Consider the following 19,042-nt stretch of genomic DNA (forward strand, 5'->3'; position numbering starts at 1 on the left):
GTCCGAGAGAGGAACGAAGGACTAAGCAATGGGTATCCGCAAGTACAAGCCGACCACTCCCGGTCGTCGTGGTTCGAGCGTCGCCGACTTCGTCGAGGTGACCCGCTCCACGCCGGAGAAGTCGCTCGTGCGCCCGCTGACCAAGACGGGCGGGCGCAACGCCAGCGGCCGGATCACGACGCGTCACATCGGCGGCGGTCACAAGCGCGCCTACCGCGTCATCGACTTCCGTCGCCACGACAAGGACGGCATCCCGGCCAAGGTCGCGCACATCGAGTACGACCCCAACCGCACGGCGCGCATCGCGCTGCTGCACTACGCGGACGGCGAGAAGCGTTACATCCTCGCGCCGAACCGCATCAAGCAGGGCGACCCGATCGAGAACGGGCCGAGCGCGGACATCAAGCCGGGCAACAACCTGCCGATGCGCAACATCCCCGTCGGTACGGTCATCCACGCCATCGAGCTCCGGCCCGGCGGTGGCGCGAAGATCGCCCGCAGCGCCGGCGCCCGCGTGCAGCTCGTCGCCAAGGACGGTCCGTACGCCCAGCTGCGCATGCCGTCCGGTGAGATCCGCAACGTCGACGTGCGCTGCCGCGCCACCGTCGGCGAGGTCGGGAACGCCGAGCAGAGCAACATCAACTGGGGCAAGGCCGGTCGCATGCGCTGGAAGGGCAAGCGCCCGACCGTCCGCGGTGTCGTCATGAACCCGGTGGACCACCCGCACGGTGGTGGCGAGGGTCGCACGTCCGGTGGACGTAACCCCGTGAGCCCCTGGGGTCAGCCGGAAGGCCGCACGCGTCGCCCGAACAAGGAAAGCGACAAGCTCATCGTGCGTCGCCGTCGTACTGGCAAGAAGCGCTGACAAGGAGCCTGAAGAATGCCTCGTAGCCTGAAGAAGGGCCCCTTCATCGACGACCACCTCCAGAAGAAGGTGGACGTGCAGAACGAGAAGGGTGCCAAGACCGTCATCAAGACGTGGTCGCGCCGCTCCGTCATCGCTCCCGACTTCCTGGGTCACACGTTCGCGGTGCACGACGGGCGCAAGCACGTCCCCGTGTTCGTCACCGAGGCGATGGTCGGGCACAAGCTCGGCGAATTCGCCCCGACCCGGACGTTCAAGGGTCACATCAAGGACGACAAGAAGGGACGTCGCCGCTGATGACCACCAACATCACCGAAAACGAGAACGTCGTGTCGGCCAAGGCCGTCGCGCGCCAGGTGCGCGTGACGCCGATGAAGGCCCGCCGCGTCGTCGACCTGGTCCGCGGGAAGAACGCCGTCGAGGCGCTCGCCATCCTGCAGTTCGCCCCGCAGACGGCGTCCGACCCGGTCCGCAAGGTCCTGGCCAGCGCCATGGCGAACGCCCGGGTGTACGCCGACAAGCACAGCCTGCCGTTCGACGAGCGCAACCTGGTCGTCAGCGCCGCGCACGTCGACGAAGGCCCCACGATGAAGCGTTTCCAGCCGCGTGCGCAGGGCCGGGCCTTCAAGATCATGAAGCGCACCAGCCACATCACGGTGTACGTGTCGCAGGCCGGCACCCGGAACGGAGGCACCCGCTAATGGGTCAGAAGGTCAACCCCAACGGTTTCCGCCTGGGCATCACGACGGAGCACAAGAGCCGCTGGTTCGCGGACAGCACCAAGGACGGGCAGCGTTACCGCGACTACGTGAAGGAAGACGTCGCGATCCGCAAGCTCATGTCCACGGGCATGGACCGCGCCGGCATCAGCCGCGTCGAGATCGAGCGCACCCGTGACCGCGTCCGCGTGGACATCCACACGGCGCGCCCGGGCATCGTCATCGGTCGCCGCGGCGCCGAGGCCGACCGCATCCGCGGTGAGCTCGAGAAGCTGACGGGCAAGCAGGTCCAGCTCAACATCCTCGAGGTCAAGAACCCCGAGATGGACGCCCAGCTCGTGGCGCAGGGCATCGCCGAGCAGCTCTCGGCCCGCGTGTCCTTCCGCCGCGCCATGCGCAAGGGGATGCAGTCCTCGCTGCGCGCCGGCGCCAAGGGCATTCGCGTGCAGTGCTCGGGCCGTCTCGGCGGCGCCGAGATGAGCCGCTCGGAGTTCTACCGCGAGGGGCGCGTGCCGCTGCACACGCTTCGCGCGAACATCGACTACGGCTTCTACGAGGCCCGGACGACGTTCGGCCGCATCGGAGTCAAGGTCTGGATCTACAAGGGCGACCTGACGGCCCGCGAGCTCGCGGCGCAGCAGGCGGCCGCGCCGTCGCGCCCCCAGCGCGGTGGCCCCCGCGGTGAGCGTCCGGCTCGCGGTGGGGCTCGCCGTCCCGCCGGCGGTGGCCGTGGCGCGGGTCGTCCCAACGAGTCCGGTGCGCCCGCCGAGGCGCCCGCGAGCACGCAGGGAGCTGAGTCCTGATGTTGATCCCCCGTCGAGTCAAGCACCGCAAGCAGCACCACCCGGGTCGCTCGGGCGCTGCCAAGGGCGGTACCACGATCGCGTTCGGTGACTACGGCATCCAGGCCCTCGAGCCGGCCTACGTCACGAACCGCCAGATCGAGTCGGCCCGTATCGCGATGACCCGCTACATCAAGCGTGGCGGAAAGGTCTGGATCAACATCTACCCGGACCGTCCGCTCACGAAGAAGCCCGCCGAGACCCGCATGGGTTCCGGTAAGGGTTCGCCCGAGTGGTGGGTCGCGAACGTCAAGCCGGGACGCGTCATGTTCGAGCTGTCCGGTGTGTCCGAGGAGATCGCTCGCGAGGCCATGCGCCTGGCGATGCACAAGCTGCCGATGAAGTGCCGCTTCGTCCAGCGTGAGGGTGGTGACAACTGATGGCGGTCGGAAGCAAGGACCTGACCCCGGAGAAGCTCCGCGACCTGTCGTCCGAGCAGCTCGTCGAGGAGCTCGGCAAGGCCAAGGGTGAACTCTTCAACCTGCGGTTCCAGTCGGCCACGGGCCAGCTGGAGAACAACGGCCGACTGCGCGCCGTCCGCAAGGACATCGCCCGGATCTACACGATCATGCGGGAGCGCGAGCTCAACATCGGCGGAGCGAAGGTGGAGAAGTGACCGCGGCCAACAGCACGGAGGAGACGAACGTGAGCACCGACAACGACGGCGCGACCACGGCGCGCCACTTCCGCAAGACCGCTCGCGGCTACGTCGTCAGCGACAAGATGGACAAGACCGTCGTGGTCGAGGTCGAGGACCGCGTCAAGCACGCGCTCTACGGCAAGGTCCTGCGACGCACGAGCCGTCTGAAGGCGCACGACGAGAACAACGAGGCGGGCACGGGCGACCGCGTCGTCATCATGGAGACCCGTCCGCTGTCGGCCGGCAAGCGCTGGCGCGTCGTGGAGATCCTCGAACGCGCCAAGTGAGCTCTCCGCGGGGCAGGCGCCCCGCAGGCAGCCGCGGGGGTGATGCGGGTCGCGTCGCCCCCCGGCCCCGGTCCCGGACCATGTGTCCGCGGGTCGGTCAAGACCACAGATCCGTTCCGCAAGGCTCGATGCCGGGGGAGACACCCGGAGCAGAGAACCGGCGCGACGACAGGAGTGAGAAGTGATCCAGCAGGAGTCGCGACTGCGCGTCGCCGACAACACCGGTGCCAAGGAGATCCTGTGCATCCGGGTTCTCGGTGGCTCGGGTCGGCGTTACGCCGGCATCGGTGACGTCATCGTCGCCACGGTCAAGGACGCCATCCCGGGCGGCAACGTCAAGAAGGGCGACGTCGTCAAGGCGGTCATCGTCCGCACGAAGAAGGAGCGCCGTCGTAACGACGGTTCCTACATCAAGTTCGACGAGAACGCAGCCGTCATCCTCAAGGGCGACGGGGACCCGCGCGGTACCCGTATCTTCGGTCCTGTGGGGCGCGAGCTGCGTGAGAAGAAGTTCATGAAGATCATCTCGCTGGCGCCGGAGGTGCTCTGAACCATGGCCAAGATGAAGATCAAGAAGGGTGACCTCGTGCAGGTCATCAGCGGTCGCAAGCAGGACAAGGGCGGCGACCGCGGCAAGCAGGGGAAGGTCATCGAGGTCTTCCCCGAGACCAACCGGGTGCTCGTCGAGGGCATCAACCGGATCACGAAGCACACGCGTGCGGGCCAGGCCGGTGGCCAGACCCGCGCGGGCGGCATCGTCGTCACCGAGGCCCCGGTCCACGTGAGCAACGTGGCCGTCGTCGACCCCGAGACGAAGAAGCCCACGCGCGTCCGGACCCGGGTCGAGATGGTCGAGCGTGACGGCCGCCAGAAGGCGCAGCGGATCCGCGTCGCCGTGCGCTCGGGGAAGGACATCTGATGACGGACACCACCACGGCCACGGCTCCCCGCATGAAGGCGCGGTACGCCGCGGAGATCAAGCCGGCGCTGCGCGAGCAGTTCGAGTACGCGAACGTCATGCAGATCCCGGGCGTCGTCAAGGTCGTCGTCAACATGGGCGTCGGCGAGGCGGCCCGCGACAGCAAGCGCATCGAGGGCGCGGTCCGCGACCTCACGCTCATCACCGGGCAGAAGCCGGTCGTGACGAAGGCGCGCAAGTCGATCGCGCAGTTCAAGCTGCGCGAGGGCATGCCGATCGGTGCGCACACGACGCTGCGCGGCGACCGCATGTGGGAGTTCCTCGACCGTCTCGTGAGCGTGGCGCTGCCGCGGATCCGCGACTTCCGCGGGCTCTCCCCGAAGCAGTTCGACGGGCGTGGTAACTACACGTTCGGGCTCAACGAGCAGTCCATGTTCTACGAGATCGACCCCGACCGGATCGACCACGTGCGCGGCATGGACATCACCGTGGTCACCACGGCCACCAACGACGAGGAGGGGCGCGCTCTGCTGCGTCACCTCGGATTCCCGTTCAAGGAGAACTGATCGTGGCGAAGACTGCGCTGATCAACAAGGCCAACGCCAAGCCCAAGTTCAAGGTGCGCGCCTACACCCGCTGCCAGCGGTGCGGGCGTCCCCACTCGGTGTACCGCAAGTTCGGTCTGTGCCGAGTGTGCGTCCGGGAGATGGCTCACCGCGGTGAGCTTCCCGGCGTCACCAAGAGCAGCTGGTAAGAGCCCACCCACACACAGCTTCTACACCGTAGGTCAAACCCGCCGAGAGGCGGAGTGCGAAACCCCGGTGAGGAAGGGCGGAGAAGCCCAATGACGATGACAGACCCGATTGCGGACATGTTGACCCGCGTGCGGAACGCCAACTCGGCGCACCACGACGCGGTCTCCATGCCGTTCTCGAAGCTCAAGTCCAACATCGCCGACATCCTGAAGAGCGAGGGTTACATCGCTGGATGGCGCGCCGAGGACGCCGAGGTGGGCCGGACGCTCATCATCGACCTGAAGTACGGCCCCAACCGGGAGCGCTCGATCTCCGGTGTGCGTCGCGTGTCCAAGCCCGGTCTGCGCGTGTACGCCAAGTCGACGAACCTGCCCAAGGTGCTCGGAGGCCTGGGCGTGGCGATCATCTCCACGTCCTCCGGATTGTTGACCGACAAGCAGGCCGCCACGAAGGGCGTGGGTGGGGAAGTCCTCGCCTACGTCTGGTAGTCGGTACGAGGACAGAGAGGAGACGCAAATGTCCAGAATCGGACGACTCCCCGTCACCGTGCCGTCGGGCGTCGAGGTGAAGATCGACGGCCGTGCGGTGACCGTCAAGGGTCCCAAGGGCGAGCTCGCGCTCGCCGTCGCGGAGCCCATCACGGTCGGCCACGACGACGACGGTGCGATCGCGGTCACGCGGCCGAACGACGAGCGCGAGTCGCGGTCGTTGCACGGCCTGACCCGTTCGCTCATCGCGAACATGGTCGAGGGCGTGAGCAAGGGCTACGAGAAGAAGCTCGAGATCTACGGCACCGGTTACCGCGTGCAGAACAAGGGGGGCAACCTCGAGTTCGCGCTCGGCTACAGCCACCCGATCACCGTCGAGCCCCCGCAGGGCATCACGTTCGCCGTCGAGGCGCCCACCCGGTTCTCGGTCCAGGGCATCGACAAGCAGCTCGTCGGCGAGGTCGCGGCCAACATCCGCAAGCTCCGCCGGCCCGACCCGTACAAGGGCAAGGGCGTGCGTTACGCGGGCGAGCAGATCCGCCGCAAGGTCGGAAAGGCTGGTAAGTAAGCCATGGCACTCATCATCAAGCGTGGCAAGGGCAAGGCCGCGGCCCGGACCCGTCGCCACTTCCGTCTGCGCAAGCGCATCGCCGGCACCGCCGCGCGTCCGCGCCTGGTCGTGTCGCGTTCGTCGCGGCACATCGTCGCCCAGATCGTCGACGACGCGGTGGGACGCACCCTCGCGTCCGCGTCGACGATGGAGAAGGACCTGCGGTCCTTCGACGGCGACAAGACGGCCAAGGCGCGCCGCGTCGGGGAGCTCCTCGCGGAGCGCGCCAAGGGCGCCGGCGTCGAGGCCGTCGTGTTCGACCGCGGCGGCAACCAGTACCACGGTCGCGTGGCCGCGATCGCCGACGGCGCCCGCGAGGGGGGTCTGTCGCTGTGACGCGCATGACCGAGATCGCCGAGACCGGAAAGAGGAACGTCTGATGCCCGGACCCCAGCGCCGTACGACCGGCGGCGAGGCCGGTGGCAGCGACCGCGCGGGCGGTCGCGACCGCCGCGATCGCGACAACCGCCGCGGCAACAACGCCGCCGACGACCGCAACCAGTTCCTGGAGCGGGTCGTCACGATCAACCGTGTGAGCAAGGTCGTCCAGGGTGGCCGCCGCTTCAGCTTCACCGCGCTCGTCGTGGTCGGGGACGGCGACGGCACCGTGGGCGTCGGCTACGGCAAGGCCAAGGAGGTGCCCGCGGCGATCGCCAAGGGTGTCGAGGCCGCCAAGAAGTCCTTCTTCAAGGTGCCCCGCATCCAGGGCACGATCCCGCACCCCGTGCAGGGTGAGGCCGCCGCCGGCGTCGTCCTGCTCCGCCCCGCGTCGCCCGGTACCGGTGTCATCGCCGGTGGTCCGGTGCGCGCCGTCCTCGAGTGCGCCGGCATCCACGACGTGCTGAGCAAGTCGCTCGGCTCGGACAACGCCATCAACATCGTCCACGCGACGGTGCAGGCGCTGAAGGACCTGGAGCGTCCCGAGTCGGTCGCGGCCCGCCGCGGCCTGCCGCTCGAGGACGTCGCCCCGGCGGCCATGCTCCGGGCCCGCGCGGCGGGGGTTGGTGCGTGATGGCACGTCTCAAGGTGACCCAGACCCGATCCGAGATCGGTGGCAAGTCGAACCAGCGCGAGACGCTGCGTTCGCTGGGCCTCAAGCGGATCGGCGACTCCGTCGTCAAGGAGGACCGTCCCGAGTTCCGCGGGATGGTCCGCACGGTGGCCCACCTGGTCGCCGTCGAGGAGGTTGAGTGATCATGGCCGGTACGCCGGACAAGACCGAGAAGACGCACGCGCTGAAGCCGCACCACCTGCGTCCCGCCCCCGGTGCCAAGTCCGCGCGCACGCGCGTCGGTCGCGGTGAGGGCAGCAAGGGCAAGACCGCCGGTCGCGGCACGAAGGGCACGAAGGCGCGTTACCAGGTGCCCGAGCGCTTCGAGGGTGGCCAGATGCCGCTGCACATGCGCCTGCCTAAGCTGCGCGGGTTCACCAACCCGTTCCGCACGGAGTACCAGGTGGTCAACCTCGACCGCCTGAGCGCTCTTTACCCGGACGGCGGCACCGTCGGTGTCGACGACCTCGTGGCCAAGGGCGCCGTGCGCGCCGGACACCTGGTCAAGGTGCTCGGCGACGGTGAGCTCACCGCCAAGGTGGACGTCACCGCACACAAGTTCTCCGCCTCGGCGAAGAGCAAGATCGAAGCGGCGGGCGGCTCGGTCACCGAGCTGTGAGTGTCGTCTCCGCCCGGGGTCATTCCGGGCGGAGCGACCCCGCCCCTGCACCCCGGGTGCCCGGCTCCGCCGGCCCCGGGGTGTTACCGTTGTCGAGGGGTATTCGCGCGCGGCCGAACGGATCGTGGTGTCGGTCGAAGGGATTCGGCCGGGCGCCCGACGCGGTTCACGCGGGTATCGAACGTGGTGACGCGCATTCGGTGCGCGGGGCCGCGTCGGCGCATCGCGCGCCGCACTGATCGTCGGCGCTGAGCGCCATGGAGGAGGACGAGTGCTTTCCGCTGTCGTGCGGGCCTTCAAGACCCCGGATCTGCGTAAGCGGCTCTTGTTCACGATGTTCATCGTCGTGATCTTCCGGCTCGGCTCGGTCATGCCGTCGCCGGGTGTGAGCTACGCCGCCGTCCAGCAGTGCCGCCCGGCGGGAGGGCAGACCAACCAGCTGCTCGGCCTCGCCAACCTGTTCAGCGGTGGGGCGCTGCTGCAACTGTCGATCTTCGCGCTGGGCATCATGCCCTACATCACCGCGAGCATCATCGTGCAGCTCCTGACCGTCGTCATCCCGCGGTTCGAGACCCTCAAGAAGGAGGGTCAGACGGGCCAGTCGAAGCTGACGCAGTACACGCGCTACCTGACGATCGCCCTGGCCGTGCTCCAGTCCGCGACGTTCGTGACGTTCGCGCGGAACCCCAGCCAGCTGTTCCCGGGCTCCAACTGCCAGCAGATCCTCGTCGACGACAGCCTGTTCACGGTCGGGCTCATGGTCCTGACGATGACCGCGGGCACCGGCCTCATCATGTGGATGGGCGAGCTCATCACCGAGCGCGGCGTGGGCAACGGCATGTCGCTGCTCATCTTCACGTCCATCGCCGCCGGCTTCCCCGGCTCGCTCTGGGCGATCAAGCAGCGCGACGGGCGCTGGGACACGTTCCTGCTCGTCATCCTCATCGGCTTCGTCGTCATCGGCATCGTCGTCTTCGTCGAGCAGTGTCAGCGGCGCATCCCCGTGCAGTACGCGAAGCGGATGATCGGCCGGCGGATGTACGGGGGCACCTCGACGTACATCCCGCTCAAGGTCAACCAGGCCAACGTCATCCCGATCATCTTCGCGTCCTCGCTGCTCGCGATCCCCGGGCTCATCGTCCAGTTCCAGCAAGGCAACCCGAACCCGCCCGGCTGGGTCCAGTGGATCGGAGCCCACCTCGTTCGGGGTGACCACCCGATCTACATGGCCGTGTACGTTGTCCTCATCGTCTTCTTCACGTTCTTCTACGTGTCGATCACCTTCAATCCGGAGGAGGTCGCCGACAACATGAAGAAGTACGGTGGCTTCATCCCCGGCGTCCGGGCGGGCCGGCCCACGGAGCAGTACCTGAGTTACGTCCTCAACCGCATCACCGTGGTCGGGGCCATCTACCTGGCACTGGTGTCGCTCATCCCGCTCATCGCGCTGGTGATGGTCGACGCCAACCAGAACTTCCCCTTCGGTGGGACGTCGATCCTCATCATCGTCGGCGTCGGACTCGAGACGGTCAAGCAGATCGAGTCCAAGCTCAAGCAGCACCACTACGAAGGGTTCCTCCGCTGATGCGACTGATCATCCTCGGCCCCCCCGGAGCCGGCAAGGGCACGCAGGCCGCCCGGATCGCCGGCGAGCTCGGTGTCCCGGCGATCTCGACGGGCGACATCTTCCGATCGAACATCAAGGGCGGGACGGAGCTCGGCCGCAAGGTGGCCGACATCCTCGCCGCCGGCCGGTACGTGCCGGACTCGGTGACCAACGAGATCGTCGCGGACCGTCTGGCCCAGCCGGACGCGGCGGCGGGGTTCCTGCTCGACGGGTACCCCCGCACGCCCGACCAGGTCGGCGCCCTGGACCAGATGCTCGCCGCGGACGGCAAGAGCCTCGACCACGTGCTCGAGCTGCAGGTGCCCGTCGACGTCGTGGTCGAGCGTCTCCTCAAGCGGGCGCAGATCGAGGGTCGGGCCGACGACACCGAGGACGTCGTCCGGGAGCGGCTGGCCGTGTACACCCGCGAGACCGAGCCGCTGGCGGCCCGGTACGCCGAGCGGGGACTGCTCCGCACGGTCGACGGGACGGGCGACGTCGACGACGTGTTCGCGCGCCTCATGGGGGCTCTCCGGGCCACCGCGGCCTGACCGGCCCGGCCGCCCGGCACGACCACACACGACCCTTCGGGAGACGACCCCTGTGACGCGAGTCCCGTGATCTTCGGACGCCCCCGCCTCGAGACGAAGAGCGACGACGAGCTGCGTGCCATGCGACGCGCCGGTCTGGTCGTGGCGCAGACGCTCGACCTGCTCGCGCAGAGCGCGCGGCCCGGTCTGACGACCCTGGATCTCGACGTCCTAGCGCGCGAGTTCATCACCGGCCACGGCGCGCGCCCCTCGTTCCCCGACGTGCCGGGCTACCGCCACACCCTGTGCGTGAGCGTCGACGAGCAGGTCGTCCACGGGATCCCGGGGGAGCGGGTGCTGCGGGCGGGCGACGTGGTGTCCATCGACTGCGGGGCGAGCGTCGACGGCTGGCACGGCGACGCGGCGATCACGCTCGTCGTGGACGGGCAGGCCCGCACCCCGCAGGAAGCGGCCCTCGTCGCGGACACCCTGGCGTCGCTGTGGGCCGGCGTCTCGGCCTTCGCCGTCGGCGGCCACGTCGGTGACCTCGGTGCGGCGGTGGAGGGCCACCTCGAGGCCACCGGCCGCGGATACGGTGTCGTCGACGAGTACGAGGGCCACGGCATCGGCCGCGAGATGCACATGGACCCACCCGTGCCCAACGTCCGGTCGTCCCGGCGCGGGCCGAAGGTGCGCTCCGGGGCCACCGTCGCGATCGAGCCGATGGTCACGCTGGGCACGCCCGACACGCTCGTGCTCGACGACGACTGGACCGTCGTGTCGGCCGACGGCACCACGGCCGCGCACTGGGAGCACACGGTGGCGGTCACCGATGCCGGTCTCTGGGTGCTCACCGCGCTCGACGGTGGAAAGGCTCAGTTGTCGGCGGTCGGCGCCCCGTTCGCTCCGCTCGACTGACCCGTAAAGCGGCGCGCGCCGCGGTCCCGGGCCGCGGTGCCCGGTGTCTGCCGGGGGATTCGCCTGTGGCGGGCGGCTGCACTAGACTGGTGTGTCGGCTCAGGTATGTCCGGTCTACAGGCGTCCCGGGCGGGTGGACACGTTCGCCCGTCCTGCCTGTTCCGCCGCCCGCAGGGGTGTGCGGTGACCGGAACGGTCGCTCTTCCCCGCTTCGGTGCGAAGGCGACGTCCTGCGCCCGGTCGGCCGGATGGCCGGCCGAACACGGTCGTGCCGGTCCCGGCACGACACGACTCACGGAATGTGGAGGACATGGCTAAGAAGGACGGAGTCATCGAGATCGAGGGCACGATCGTCGAAGCCCTCCCGAACGCGATGTTTCGGGTGGAGCTGACCAACGGTCACAAGGTTCTCGCTCACATCTCGGGCAAGATGCGTCAGCACTACATCCGGATCCTCCCCGAGGACCGGGTCGTGGTCGAGCTGAGCCCGTATGACCTCTCCCGCGGCCGCATCGTCTTCCGCTACCGCTGACCACCGTGACGCCGGCACCCGCCGGCGTCTCCACCACCCGGGCCGGGCCGCTTCGTGCGGTGGCGCGTCCGGGTCGATCCGAAGACGGCAGGCAGATGAAGGTTCAGCCGAGCGTCAAGAAGATCTGCGACAAGTGCAAGGTCATCCGCCGCAACGGACGGGTCATGGTCATCTGCCAGGACCCGCGCCACAAGCAGCGGCAGGGCTGACGCCCCCTCGCACGACGTCGTCGAGCTTCACCAGGACGCGACGACTCTCGACAGCAGCACCCGGCCCCGGGCCCGCGACGCGGACCCGGACGTCACCCCCGGCACGGAGGCCGGGGACCGCACCGCCTGCGGGCGGCCGCGGACCGGTGTTGCTCCAGACCTCCGAACGAACAGGGAGAACAACCCCACATGGCACGTCTTGTCGGAGTGGACCTCCCGCGCGAGAAGCGCGTGGAGATCGCTCTCACCTACATCTTCGGCGTGGGCCGCACCCGCGCGAAGGAGGCCGTCCAGGCCGCCGGCATCGACTCGGCGACCCGGGTCCGCGATCTCGCGGACGAGGACCTCGTCAAGCTGCGCGACTTCCTCGAGGGCAACTACAAGCTCGAGGGTGACCTCCGCCGCGAGGTGGCCGCCGACATCCGACGCAAGGTCGAGATCGGCAGCTACCAGGGTCTGCGCCACCGGCGCGGTCTGCCCGTCCGCGGCCAGCGCACCAAGACCAACGCGCGTACCCGCAAGGGCCCCAAGCGCACCGTCGCGGGCAAGAAGAAGGCCAAGTAAGGCACGCGGGGGCTCGCCCCCGCCCGGGCCGCGTCTCGCGCGCCCGGTCCCTTGCTCCGCCGGACATCGCCGAAGAACCTCGTAGGAAAGAGAACTCATGCCTCCCAAGGGCCGCATGGCTGCGGGCGCCAAGAAGGTGCGCCGCAAGGAGAAGAAGAACGTCGCCCACGGGCACGCTCACATCAAGAGCACGTTCAACAACACGATCGTCTCGATCACGGACCCCACGGGCGCCGTGATCTCGTGGGCCTCGGCCGGCCAGGTCGGCTTCAAGGGCTCACGCAAGTCCACCCCGTTCGCCGCTCAGATGGCGGCCGAGGCCGCCGCGCGCCGCGCCATGGAGCACGGCATGCGCAAGGTCGAGGTTTTCGTCAAGGGTCCGGGTTCCGGTCGCGAGACCGCGATCCGCTCGCTCACCGCGACCGGCCTGGAGGTCGGTTCGATCAGTGACGTCACGCCCACGCCGCACAACGGTGTCCGCCCGCCCAAGCGTCGCCGCGTCTGAGAATCGGGAGAAGTAGAACATGGCTCGTTACACCGGCCCCATCACGAAGAAGTCCCGCCGTCTCAAGACCGACCTCGTCGGTGGCGACAAGAACTTCGAGAACCGCCCCTTCCCGCCCGGACAGCACGGCCGCGGCCGCATCCAGGAGAAGGAGTACCTGCACCAGCTCCAGGAGAAGCAGAAGGCCCGCTTCACCTACGGCGTCATGGAGAAGCAGTTCCGTGGCTACTACGAGGAGGCGGTGCGTCGCCAGGGCAAGACCGGCGAGAACCTGCTCCAGATCCTCGAGTCGCGCCTCGACAACGTCGTGTACCGCGCCGGGCTCGCCCGCACGCGTCGCGCCGCCCGTCAGCTCGTGACGCACGGTCACTTCCACGTCAACGGTCAGCGCGTCGACGTCCCGTCGTACCGCGTCAGCCAGTACGACATCATCGACGTCCGCCCCAAGTCGCGTGAGACGTTCCCGTTCGAGCTGGCCCGCCAGACGTTCGGCGACCGCCCCGTCCCGGCGTGGCTGAAGGTCGTCCCGGGCACGCTGCAGATCCTCGTGCACCAGCTCCCGGTGCGCGAGCAGATCGACACGGTGCTCACCGAGCAGCTCATCGTGGAGCTCTACTCCAAGAACTGAGTCTGCGATCGCGGCCCGGACGTCCGACGTTCGGGCCGCGGACACGCGCACGCCTCGTCGTGCACCCGGGCCGGCCGCGCCCCGCGAGAGCGGGGCCGCGGTCGGCCGAAGGTCCGTTCGTGGACAGAGACGAACGGGCCGCCGGTCTCGCGGAGGCCGGCACGTTCATGGGCCTCATATAGCGGGGGTCCGTGGGAAGGAAGACACCAGTGCTCATCGCACAGCGCCCCGTCCTCTCCGAGGAGGTCGTGTCCCCGGCTCGATCGCGGTTCGTCATCGAGCCCCTCGAGCCCGGCTTCGGCTACACCCTGGGCAACAGCCTTCGTCGCACCCTCCTGTCGAGCATTCCCGGTGCGGCCGTCACCAGCATCCGCATCGACGGCGTGCTGCACGAGTTCTCGACGATCTCCGGGGTGAAGGAGGACGTCACCGAGCTCATCCTCAACATCAAGGGCCTCGTCGTCAGCAGCGAGCACGACGAGCCGGTCGTCATGTACCTGCGCAAGCAGGGTGCGGGCGCCGTCACGGCCGCGGACATCGCGCCGCCGGCCGGGGTCGAGGTGCACAACCCCGACCTCCACCTCGCCACGCTCAACGAGCAGGGCAAGGTCGAGATGGAGCTGACCGTCGAGCGTGGCCGCGGCTACGTCTCGGCCTCGCAGAACAAGGCGGGGGACGCCGAGATCGGCCGCATCCCCGTCGACTCGATCTACTCGCCGGTCCTCGCCGTCACCTACAAGGTGGAGGCCACGCGTGTCGAGCAGCGCACCGACTTCGACAAGCTCGTCGTCGACGTCGAGACGAAGAACTCGATGGCTCCCCGCGACGCGCTCGCCTCGGCCGGGAAGACGCTCGTCGAGCTGTTCGGGCTGGCCCGCGAGCTCAACGTCGAGGCCGAGGGCATCGACATGGGCCCGTCGCCGACGGACGCGGCGCTCGCCGCCGACCTGGCGCTGCCGATCGAGGACCTCGACCTCACGGTCCGCTCGTACAACTGCCTCAAGCGCGAGGGCATCCACACCGTGGGTGAGCTCGTCGGGCGCAGCGAGGCGGACCTCCTCGACATCCGCAACTTCGGTGCGAAGTCGATCGACGAGGTCAAGGCGAAGCTCGTCGGCATGGGCCTGCAGCTCAAGGACAGCCCGCCCGGGTTCGACCCGAGCGCCATCGCCGACCGGTACGACGAGGACGACGACGCCGCGTTCGCCGAGGACGAGCAGTACTGACCGACCCGCGTGACTGTTCCGCCTCGGTGCCCGCCGGCGCGGTTCGGTCGAATCATTAGGAGACACCATGCCTACCCCCACCAAGGGTCCCCGCCTCGGCGGCGGCCCGGCCCACGAGCGGCTCATCCTGGCCAACCTCGCCACGGCGCTCTTCCAGCACGACCGCATCACGACGACGGAGGCCAAGGCGAAGCGCCTGCGCCCCCTCGCCGAGCGGCTCGTGACGTTCGCCAAGCGCGGTGACCTGTCCGCTCGTCGCCGCGTCCTCACCGTCGTGCGCGACAAGGGTGCCGTCCACCGTCTCTTCACGGAGATCGCGCCCGACGTCGCCGCCCGCCCGGGTGGGTACACGCGCATCACGAAGATCGGCCCCCGCAAGGGCGACAACGCCCCCATGGCCGTCATCGAGCTCGTGCGTGAGCCCTTCTCCCCGAAGCAGGCGACGGTGAAGGAGGCGGAGGCCGCCACCACGCGCGCCGCCGCCGACGCCGCGCCGACGGACAAGGACGAGGCCGACGTCGAGGCCACCCCGGCGGCCGCGACGGAGACGACCGAGTCGACGGAGACGACCGAGTCGGCGGAGACGACCGAGGCTGCCCCGGCCGACGAGGCCCCGGAGAACACCGACTCCAAGTGAGCGATGCCGCGGCGCGCGTCGCGGCAGACCACACGGGCGACCCCCGACCCGATCCCCGCGATCGGGCCGGGGGTCGCCGCGTGTCCCGGGCTCGGACCACCCTCACACGCAGGTCCGCCCACGTAGACTGATCTCACGGCACGAGGGTGCCGATGACGCCCGCGACGCGGGCGCCCACCTCCGAAGGACCACGCCATGACCCGAGTCCGCCGCGACCGCGCGGTCCGGCGCGCCCGCCTCGTCGTCACCGCGACTGCGGCCCTCGCCACGGCCGGAGTGGTGGGGTCGCCCGCGCCGGCGTCGGCCGCCGGGCCCGCCCGTCTGGCGTCGCCGGCCACGGCGGTCCAGGGAACGGTGGGGTCGCCGGCCTCGGCCGCGCTCGAGGCCGAGCTCGAGGGATCGGCGTCCCTGCGGCGCGAGCTGCGGGCCGCGTTCGGTTCGTCCGCCGACGAGGTGTCGGTCGCGGTGCGGGACCGCCGCACGGGTGCGGTGTTCACGTACAACCCCGGGCTCACGAACTGCACCGGCAGCATCGTCAAGGTCATGGTCCTCACGGCGATCATCCGGGATCGTCGCGCCGGCGGGCGCTTCCTCAGCGCCGGCCAGCAGCGCCTCGCCGAGCGCATGATCCGGTTCAGCGACAACGACGCGACGACGAGCCTGCTGCGCCAGGCGGGCGGTCGGTCCGCGCTCGACCGGGTCGCGCGGGCCGCGGGCATGACGTCGACGCGGTCGGCCGGATCGTGGGGAAGGACCGCCACGACGGCGCCGGACCAGCTCAGGCTCATGGACGCGCTCGTCGCGCCGCGCTCGACGCTGTTGTCGGCGCGCGACCGCGCCTACGTGCTCCGGCTCATGGGCCGGGTCTCACCCGAGCAGCGCTGGGGCGTGGGACGGGTCCCGGCCGGCGTGCGGGCGCAGGTGAAGAACGGCTGGGTGCCCCTGAGCCCCAAGGGGTGGCGCGTCAACAGCATCGGGCACGCGAGCGGGGCGGGGCGCGACTACACCATGGCCGTCCTGTCCTACCGGAACGCGTCGATGGGCGAGGGCGTGCGCCACGTGAACGACGCGTCGCGCATCGTCGGCGCCCACCTCTCGCGTTCGCGCGGGGCGTCGGTGCGGCCGGCGGTGAGCGGGTCCGCCGCGGCGAGTGCGCTGAGCAGGGCGAGCGTGGCGGCGCTGTCGCAGCCCCGCCCGATCTGGTGACGGACCCGAGCGCCGGGCCGGGCACCGGCCCCTCGGATCCGCACCTGCGCCTGCGCCTCGACTTCGCCTACGACGGCACCGACTTCTCGGGCTGGGCGGCCCAGCCCGGCCTGCGGACCGTCGAGGGGGAACTGACCGCCGCCCTGGCCCGCATCCTGCGGTTGCGGGAGCCGGCCCGGGTCACCGTGGCCGGCCGCACCGACGCAGGCGTCCACGCGCGCGGGGCCGTCGCCCACGTCGACGTCCCGGCCTCCGCTTGGGCGGCGCTGCCCGGTCGCTCGCGCAGGCCGCCCGCCGACGCCGCGCTCACGCGGTTGGCCGGGGTGCTTCCCGGTGACGTCGTGGTGCGGCGCGTCGCGCCGGCCCCGGACGGGTTCGACGCCCGCTTCTCGGCCATCTCGCGCCGCTACGCCTACCGGCTGTGCGACGTCCCCGGCGGGCTCGACCCGCTTCGCCGGAGGGACACGGTCACCGTGCAGGGGCCGCTCGACCTGGACGCGATGAACGCCGCGTCGGCGGCGCTGTGCGGGTTGCAGGACTTCGCCGCGTTCTGCAAGCGGCGCGAGGGCGCGACGACCGTGCGCACCCTGCTCACGTTCGACTGGCACCGCACCGGTCCGCTCGTCGTGGGCCGCGTCGTCGCCGACGCGTTCTGTCACTCGATGGTGCGCTCGCTCGTCGGGGCGGTCGTGCCGGTCGGGCAGGGGCGCCGCCCGGTCGCGTGGCCCGCGCAGGTGCTCTCGGCCGCCCGCCGCGACTCGGGCGTGACCGTCATGCCGGCCCACGGGCTGAGCCTGGCCGAGGTCGCCTACCCGCCGGAGCACGAGCTCGCGGCCCGGGCCCACGCCGCGCGCCGCCGCCGCGACGAGCCGCCCGTCGCCGTGGAGCCCGGCCCGGGACAGGACGCCCGGGGATGAAGGGCGCGGTGGCCCTGGCCGCGGCCGCCCTCCTGCTCGCCGTCGGCGACGTCGACGCCGCCGACGTGGCCCGGGTGTGGGAGCGGACCTGGCCGATCCTGCTCTTCCTCCTCGCGGGGAGTCTCGTCGCCGAGCTGTGCGACGCCGCGGGCCTCTTCGACCGCGCGGCGCACCTCGTGGCCCGCGCGGGGCGGGGCAGCCGGCTGCGCCTGTTCCTCCTGGTCTGCCTCCTGGCGGTGGCGGTCACCGTCGTGCTCAGCCTCGACACGACGGCGGTGTTGCTCACCCCCGTGCTCCTCACCCTCGCCGCCTCGATCCGGGTCGACGCACGTCCCTTCGCGTACGTCTGCGTCTGGCTCGCGAACGCGGGCAGTCTCCTGCTGCCGGTCTCGAACCTGACCAACCTGCTGGCCGCCCAGCGGCTGGGTGTGAGCGCGGCCGGGTTCGTCGCGCTGACGTGGGCCCCGGCCGCGGCCTGCGCCGTGACGGTCGTGGCCTACGCCGCACTCCGGTTCCACGTGCCGCTGCGGGGCCGGTACGACCCCCCGACGGCGCCGCCCCGGACCGACACGGCCCTCCTGGCCGCCTCGGTGGTCGCGGTCGCCGGGTTCGCCGTCGCCGTCCTCGCCGGCGCGCACGCCTGGGCCGCGGCGGGCGGGGCGGCGCTCGTGCTGCTGCTCGCATTCGCCGCGCGGGCGCCGGCCCGGATCGCCCCGGGGCGGTTGGCCCGGATGCTGCCGTTCGACCTCGCGGCGTTCGCCTTCGGGCTCTTCGTCGTCGTCGGCTCCCTCGTCGATCACCTGACCCCGCTGCTCGGGTCCGCGGCCCCCGGGACGTGGGGGCCGTGGGCGCTCGCCGGGGCCTCGGCCCTCGCGGCCAACGCGGTGGACAACCTGCCCGCCTACCTCGCGTTCGAGGGGTTCGTCGGGCCCGATCCGACCCGGCTCACGGCGGTGCTCGTGGGGGTGGGGGCCGGCCCCCTGATCCTGCCGTGGGCCTCGCTCGCGAACCTGCTGTGGTGGCAGCGGTGCCGGGCCCGCGGGCTCGAGGTGCGGGCCCGCGACCTGGCCCGGGAGGGTGCCCCGGTGGCGATCCTCGCGGTCGCCGCCGGGACCGCGGCGCTCGTCCTCGTCGCGTGAGGGGCGGCGCCGTCGGGGACAGGCGGGGAAGGACGGCCCGTCAGCGGCGGCGGGGCGGGTCGACGGGGAGGGCGCACGTCCACACCGTCACCCGACGGGCCTGCGGGTTGCCGGCCCCGACGCGCCGGTACCGGGCGAGGACGTCGGCGATCTCGGACCGCAGAGCGGAGAGCTGCTCGTCGGTGACCTGGACGAGCGCGTCGTCGAGCCCACACACCTCCTGCCACTCCAGGGGGTAGTCCGGGCGGGCCCCGATCCAGGCCTGGGCCTTCTCGGCGAAGTGGGCGACGTAGTCCCGCGCCAGCCAGTCGAGACCCGCCTCGTCGTCGTCGTCGGGGTCGTCCACGTCGAGGGGTCGGTCGGCGGTGCTCGCCGCCCAGGTGCGGCGCCGCCCCGTGCCGTGGCCGGTGTCCTCCACGAGGCCGGCGTCGGCCAGGCGGCGCAGGTGGTAGGACGTGGCGCCGGTGTTCGTGTCGAGAGCTCGCGCGAGGTCCGTGGCGGTCGCCTCGCCCAGGACGCGCAGCTCGGCCAGCAGGCGCGAGCGGAGGGGATGGGCGAGGACGCGCAGAGCGTCCCGGTCGACCGGATACGGCGCGGACGGCCCCTCGGACTCGGTCATGTCGTCCCCCT

Annotated in this window: 31 protein-coding genes; 30 read left to right on the top strand and 1 reads right to left on the bottom strand. The window is 70.6% G+C overall.

Annotated features, from left to right (window positions below; translation table 11 throughout):
• The first annotated feature begins 28 nt into the window (after positions 1-28).
• The 30 genes from rplB to ICW24_RS11140 all read left to right on the top strand — a co-directional run bounded on the left by rplB (position 29) and on the right by ICW24_RS11140 (position 18,412).
• Positions 29-865 carry a 50S ribosomal protein L2 gene (gene rplB, locus ICW24_RS10995; protein WP_226345744.1) on the top strand — a complete coding sequence of 279 codons (837 nt, stop codon included), beginning with the start codon at positions 29-31 and terminating at the stop codon, positions 863-865.
• Between the two features lie 15 nt (positions 866-880).
• Positions 881-1,162 (top strand): 30S ribosomal protein S19, encoded by a 282-nt coding sequence (rpsS, locus tag ICW24_RS11000; RefSeq protein ID WP_226345745.1) that lies wholly within the window; start codon positions 881-883, stop codon positions 1,160-1,162.
• Positions 1,163-1,194: 32 nt separating this feature from the next.
• Positions 1,195-1,566 carry a 50S ribosomal protein L22 gene (gene rplV / locus ICW24_RS11005; RefSeq protein WP_226345804.1) on the top strand — a complete coding sequence of 124 codons (372 nt, stop codon included), beginning with the start codon at positions 1,195-1,197 and terminating at the stop codon, positions 1,564-1,566.
• On the top strand, positions 1,566-2,387 hold the full coding sequence (gene rpsC, locus ICW24_RS11010; protein ID WP_226345746.1) for a 30S ribosomal protein S3: 822 nt from the start codon (positions 1,566-1,568) through the stop codon (positions 2,385-2,387). The genes rplV and rpsC overlap by 1 nt, the downstream gene beginning before the upstream one ends.
• On the top strand, positions 2,387-2,806 hold the full coding sequence (gene rplP, locus ICW24_RS11015; protein ID WP_226345747.1) for a 50S ribosomal protein L16: 420 nt from the start codon (positions 2,387-2,389) through the stop codon (positions 2,804-2,806). The genes rpsC and rplP overlap by 1 nt, the downstream gene beginning before the upstream one ends.
• Positions 2,806-3,042, top strand: a complete 237-nt coding sequence (gene rpmC / locus ICW24_RS11020) for a 50S ribosomal protein L29 (protein ID WP_226345748.1) — start codon at positions 2,806-2,808, stop codon at positions 3,040-3,042. Before rplP ends, rpmC begins: the two co-directional genes overlap by 1 nt.
• A gap of 29 nt (positions 3,043-3,071) precedes the next feature.
• On the top strand, positions 3,072-3,353 hold the full coding sequence (gene rpsQ, locus ICW24_RS11025; RefSeq protein WP_226345805.1) for a 30S ribosomal protein S17: 282 nt from the start codon (positions 3,072-3,074) through the stop codon (positions 3,351-3,353).
• Positions 3,354-3,534: 181 nt separating this feature from the next.
• Entirely contained in the window at positions 3,535-3,903 is a 369-nt protein-coding gene (gene rplN / locus ICW24_RS11030) for a 50S ribosomal protein L14 (RefSeq protein ID WP_226345749.1), read from the top strand.
• Between the two features lie 3 nt (positions 3,904-3,906).
• Positions 3,907-4,272 carry a 50S ribosomal protein L24 gene (rplX, locus tag ICW24_RS11035; protein ID WP_226345750.1) on the top strand — a complete coding sequence of 122 codons (366 nt, stop codon included), beginning with the start codon at positions 3,907-3,909 and terminating at the stop codon, positions 4,270-4,272.
• The gene (gene rplE, locus ICW24_RS11040; protein WP_226345751.1) at positions 4,272-4,838 is read left to right on the top strand and encodes a 50S ribosomal protein L5; all 567 of its coding nucleotides are present in this window, start codon (positions 4,272-4,274) and stop codon (positions 4,836-4,838) included. The genes rplX and rplE overlap by 1 nt, the downstream gene beginning before the upstream one ends.
• Positions 4,839-4,840: 2 nt before the next feature.
• A complete protein-coding gene (locus ICW24_RS11045) occupies positions 4,841-5,026 on the top strand; it encodes a type Z 30S ribosomal protein S14 (protein WP_226345752.1) in 186 nt (61 codons plus the stop codon).
• A gap of 90 nt (positions 5,027-5,116) precedes the next feature.
• A complete protein-coding gene (rpsH, locus tag ICW24_RS11050) occupies positions 5,117-5,515 on the top strand; it encodes a 30S ribosomal protein S8 (protein ID WP_226345753.1) in 399 nt (132 codons plus the stop codon).
• A gap of 28 nt (positions 5,516-5,543) precedes the next feature.
• A complete protein-coding gene (rplF, locus tag ICW24_RS11055; RefSeq protein WP_226345754.1) occupies positions 5,544-6,083 on the top strand; it encodes a 50S ribosomal protein L6 in 540 nt (179 codons plus the stop codon).
• Between the two features lie 3 nt (positions 6,084-6,086).
• The gene (gene rplR, locus ICW24_RS11060; RefSeq protein WP_226345755.1) at positions 6,087-6,461 is read left to right on the top strand and encodes a 50S ribosomal protein L18; all 375 of its coding nucleotides are present in this window, start codon (positions 6,087-6,089) and stop codon (positions 6,459-6,461) included.
• Positions 6,462-6,504: 43 nt separating this feature from the next.
• Entirely contained in the window at positions 6,505-7,137 is a 633-nt protein-coding gene (rpsE, locus tag ICW24_RS11065; RefSeq protein ID WP_226345756.1) for a 30S ribosomal protein S5, read from the top strand.
• Entirely contained in the window at positions 7,137-7,319 is a 183-nt protein-coding gene (gene rpmD, locus ICW24_RS11070) for a 50S ribosomal protein L30 (RefSeq protein WP_226345806.1), read from the top strand. The genes rpsE and rpmD overlap by 1 nt, the downstream gene beginning before the upstream one ends.
• A gap of 2 nt (positions 7,320-7,321) precedes the next feature.
• Positions 7,322-7,795, top strand: a complete 474-nt coding sequence (gene rplO, locus ICW24_RS11075; RefSeq protein WP_226345757.1) for a 50S ribosomal protein L15 — start codon at positions 7,322-7,324, stop codon at positions 7,793-7,795.
• A 271-nt stretch (positions 7,796-8,066) separates the two neighbouring features.
• Positions 8,067-9,380 (top strand): preprotein translocase subunit SecY, encoded by a 1,314-nt coding sequence (gene secY / locus ICW24_RS11080; protein ID WP_226345758.1) that lies wholly within the window; start codon positions 8,067-8,069, stop codon positions 9,378-9,380.
• Positions 9,380-9,952 carry an adenylate kinase gene (locus ICW24_RS11085; protein ID WP_226345759.1) on the top strand — a complete coding sequence of 191 codons (573 nt, stop codon included), beginning with the start codon at positions 9,380-9,382 and terminating at the stop codon, positions 9,950-9,952. The genes secY and ICW24_RS11085 overlap by 1 nt, the downstream gene beginning before the upstream one ends.
• A gap of 66 nt (positions 9,953-10,018) precedes the next feature.
• Positions 10,019-10,849: a type I methionyl aminopeptidase gene (gene map, locus ICW24_RS11090; RefSeq protein WP_307781330.1), complete on the top strand. Its 831-nt coding sequence runs from the start codon at positions 10,019-10,021 to the stop codon at positions 10,847-10,849.
• Between the two features lie 310 nt (positions 10,850-11,159).
• Positions 11,160-11,381 (top strand): translation initiation factor IF-1, encoded by a 222-nt coding sequence (gene infA / locus ICW24_RS11095; RefSeq protein ID WP_006592631.1) that lies wholly within the window; start codon positions 11,160-11,162, stop codon positions 11,379-11,381.
• Between the two features lie 95 nt (positions 11,382-11,476).
• A complete protein-coding gene (rpmJ, locus tag ICW24_RS11100) occupies positions 11,477-11,590 on the top strand; it encodes a 50S ribosomal protein L36 (protein WP_226345760.1) in 114 nt (37 codons plus the stop codon).
• A gap of 189 nt (positions 11,591-11,779) precedes the next feature.
• Positions 11,780-12,154, top strand: coding sequence for a 30S ribosomal protein S13 (gene rpsM / locus ICW24_RS11105; RefSeq protein WP_226345761.1), 375 nt, complete (start codon positions 11,780-11,782; stop codon positions 12,152-12,154).
• A gap of 97 nt (positions 12,155-12,251) precedes the next feature.
• Complete coding sequence (rpsK, locus tag ICW24_RS11110) at positions 12,252-12,659, top strand: 30S ribosomal protein S11 (RefSeq protein ID WP_226345762.1); 408 nt, start codon at positions 12,252-12,254, stop codon at positions 12,657-12,659.
• A 19-nt stretch (positions 12,660-12,678) separates the two neighbouring features.
• On the top strand, positions 12,679-13,287 hold the full coding sequence (gene rpsD / locus ICW24_RS11115; protein ID WP_226345763.1) for a 30S ribosomal protein S4: 609 nt from the start codon (positions 12,679-12,681) through the stop codon (positions 13,285-13,287).
• 209 nt (positions 13,288-13,496) lie between these two features.
• Positions 13,497-14,513, top strand: coding sequence for a DNA-directed RNA polymerase subunit alpha (locus ICW24_RS11120; protein ID WP_226345764.1), 1,017 nt, complete (start codon positions 13,497-13,499; stop codon positions 14,511-14,513).
• A 67-nt stretch (positions 14,514-14,580) separates the two neighbouring features.
• Complete coding sequence (gene rplQ / locus ICW24_RS11125) at positions 14,581-15,150, top strand: 50S ribosomal protein L17 (RefSeq protein ID WP_226345765.1); 570 nt, start codon at positions 14,581-14,583, stop codon at positions 15,148-15,150.
• Between the two features lie 195 nt (positions 15,151-15,345).
• Positions 15,346-16,356, top strand: coding sequence for a serine hydrolase (locus tag ICW24_RS11130; protein WP_226345766.1), 1,011 nt, complete (start codon positions 15,346-15,348; stop codon positions 16,354-16,356).
• A gap of 44 nt (positions 16,357-16,400) precedes the next feature.
• A complete protein-coding gene (truA, locus tag ICW24_RS11135; protein ID WP_226345808.1) occupies positions 16,401-17,273 on the top strand; it encodes a tRNA pseudouridine(38-40) synthase TruA in 873 nt (290 codons plus the stop codon).
• The gene (locus ICW24_RS11140; protein ID WP_226345767.1) at positions 17,270-18,412 is read left to right on the top strand and encodes an SLC13 family permease; all 1,143 of its coding nucleotides are present in this window, start codon (positions 17,270-17,272) and stop codon (positions 18,410-18,412) included. Before truA ends, ICW24_RS11140 begins: the two co-directional genes overlap by 4 nt.
• Positions 18,413-18,452: 40 nt before the next feature.
• Here the strand turns inward: ICW24_RS11140 and ICW24_RS11145 are convergent, their stop codons facing one another.
• Positions 18,453-19,031, bottom strand: coding sequence for an ArsR/SmtB family transcription factor (locus ICW24_RS11145; RefSeq protein WP_226345768.1), 579 nt, complete (start codon positions 19,029-19,031; stop codon positions 18,453-18,455).
• Positions 19,032-19,042: the final 11 nt, after the last annotated feature.

Origin of the sequence: Agilicoccus flavus, assembly GCF_014857905.1 — a bacterium.
GTDB classification, from domain to species: Bacteria; Actinomycetota; Actinomycetes; order Actinomycetales; family Dermatophilaceae; genus Agilicoccus; species Agilicoccus flavus.

Excerpts from the sequence above, each read along its gene's own strand:
- rplB (WP_226345744.1), top strand. The coding sequence starts at position 29 with ATGGGTATCCGCAAGTACAAGCCGACCACTCCCGGTCGTCGTGGTTCG.
- rpsS (WP_226345745.1), top strand. The coding sequence starts at position 881 with ATGCCTCGTAGCCTGAAGAAGGGCCCCTTCATCGACGACCACCTCCAG.
- rpsC (WP_226345746.1), top strand. The coding sequence starts at position 1,566 with ATGGGTCAGAAGGTCAACCCCAACGGTTTCCGCCTGGGCATCACGACG.
- rplP (WP_226345747.1), top strand. The coding sequence starts at position 2,387 with ATGTTGATCCCCCGTCGAGTCAAGCACCGCAAGCAGCACCACCCGGGT.
- rpmC (WP_226345748.1), top strand. The coding sequence starts at position 2,806 with ATGGCGGTCGGAAGCAAGGACCTGACCCCGGAGAAGCTCCGCGACCTG.
- rplX (WP_226345750.1), top strand. The coding sequence starts at position 3,907 with ATGGCCAAGATGAAGATCAAGAAGGGTGACCTCGTGCAGGTCATCAGC.
- rplE (WP_226345751.1), top strand. The coding sequence starts at position 4,272 with ATGACGGACACCACCACGGCCACGGCTCCCCGCATGAAGGCGCGGTAC.
- rpsH (WP_226345753.1), top strand. The coding sequence starts at position 5,117 with ATGACGATGACAGACCCGATTGCGGACATGTTGACCCGCGTGCGGAAC.
- rplF (WP_226345754.1), top strand. The coding sequence starts at position 5,544 with ATGTCCAGAATCGGACGACTCCCCGTCACCGTGCCGTCGGGCGTCGAG.
- rplR (WP_226345755.1), top strand. The coding sequence starts at position 6,087 with ATGGCACTCATCATCAAGCGTGGCAAGGGCAAGGCCGCGGCCCGGACC.
- rpsE (WP_226345756.1), top strand. The coding sequence starts at position 6,505 with ATGCCCGGACCCCAGCGCCGTACGACCGGCGGCGAGGCCGGTGGCAGC.
- rpmD (WP_226345806.1), top strand. The coding sequence starts at position 7,137 with ATGGCACGTCTCAAGGTGACCCAGACCCGATCCGAGATCGGTGGCAAG.
- rplO (WP_226345757.1), top strand. The coding sequence starts at position 7,322 with ATGGCCGGTACGCCGGACAAGACCGAGAAGACGCACGCGCTGAAGCCG.
- ICW24_RS11085 (WP_226345759.1), top strand. The coding sequence starts at position 9,380 with ATGCGACTGATCATCCTCGGCCCCCCCGGAGCCGGCAAGGGCACGCAG.
- infA (WP_006592631.1), top strand. The coding sequence starts at position 11,160 with ATGGCTAAGAAGGACGGAGTCATCGAGATCGAGGGCACGATCGTCGAA.
- rpmJ (WP_226345760.1), top strand. The coding sequence starts at position 11,477 with ATGAAGGTTCAGCCGAGCGTCAAGAAGATCTGCGACAAGTGCAAGGTC.
- rpsM (WP_226345761.1), top strand. The coding sequence starts at position 11,780 with ATGGCACGTCTTGTCGGAGTGGACCTCCCGCGCGAGAAGCGCGTGGAG.
- rpsK (WP_226345762.1), top strand. The coding sequence starts at position 12,252 with ATGCCTCCCAAGGGCCGCATGGCTGCGGGCGCCAAGAAGGTGCGCCGC.
- rpsD (WP_226345763.1), top strand. The coding sequence starts at position 12,679 with ATGGCTCGTTACACCGGCCCCATCACGAAGAAGTCCCGCCGTCTCAAG.
- rplQ (WP_226345765.1), top strand. The coding sequence starts at position 14,581 with ATGCCTACCCCCACCAAGGGTCCCCGCCTCGGCGGCGGCCCGGCCCAC.
- ICW24_RS11130 (WP_226345766.1), top strand. The coding sequence starts at position 15,346 with ATGACCCGAGTCCGCCGCGACCGCGCGGTCCGGCGCGCCCGCCTCGTC.
- ICW24_RS11140 (WP_226345767.1), top strand. The coding sequence starts at position 17,270 with ATGAAGGGCGCGGTGGCCCTGGCCGCGGCCGCCCTCCTGCTCGCCGTC.
- ICW24_RS11145 (WP_226345768.1), bottom strand. The coding sequence starts at position 19,031 with ATGACCGAGTCCGAGGGGCCGTCCGCGCCGTATCCGGTCGACCGGGAC.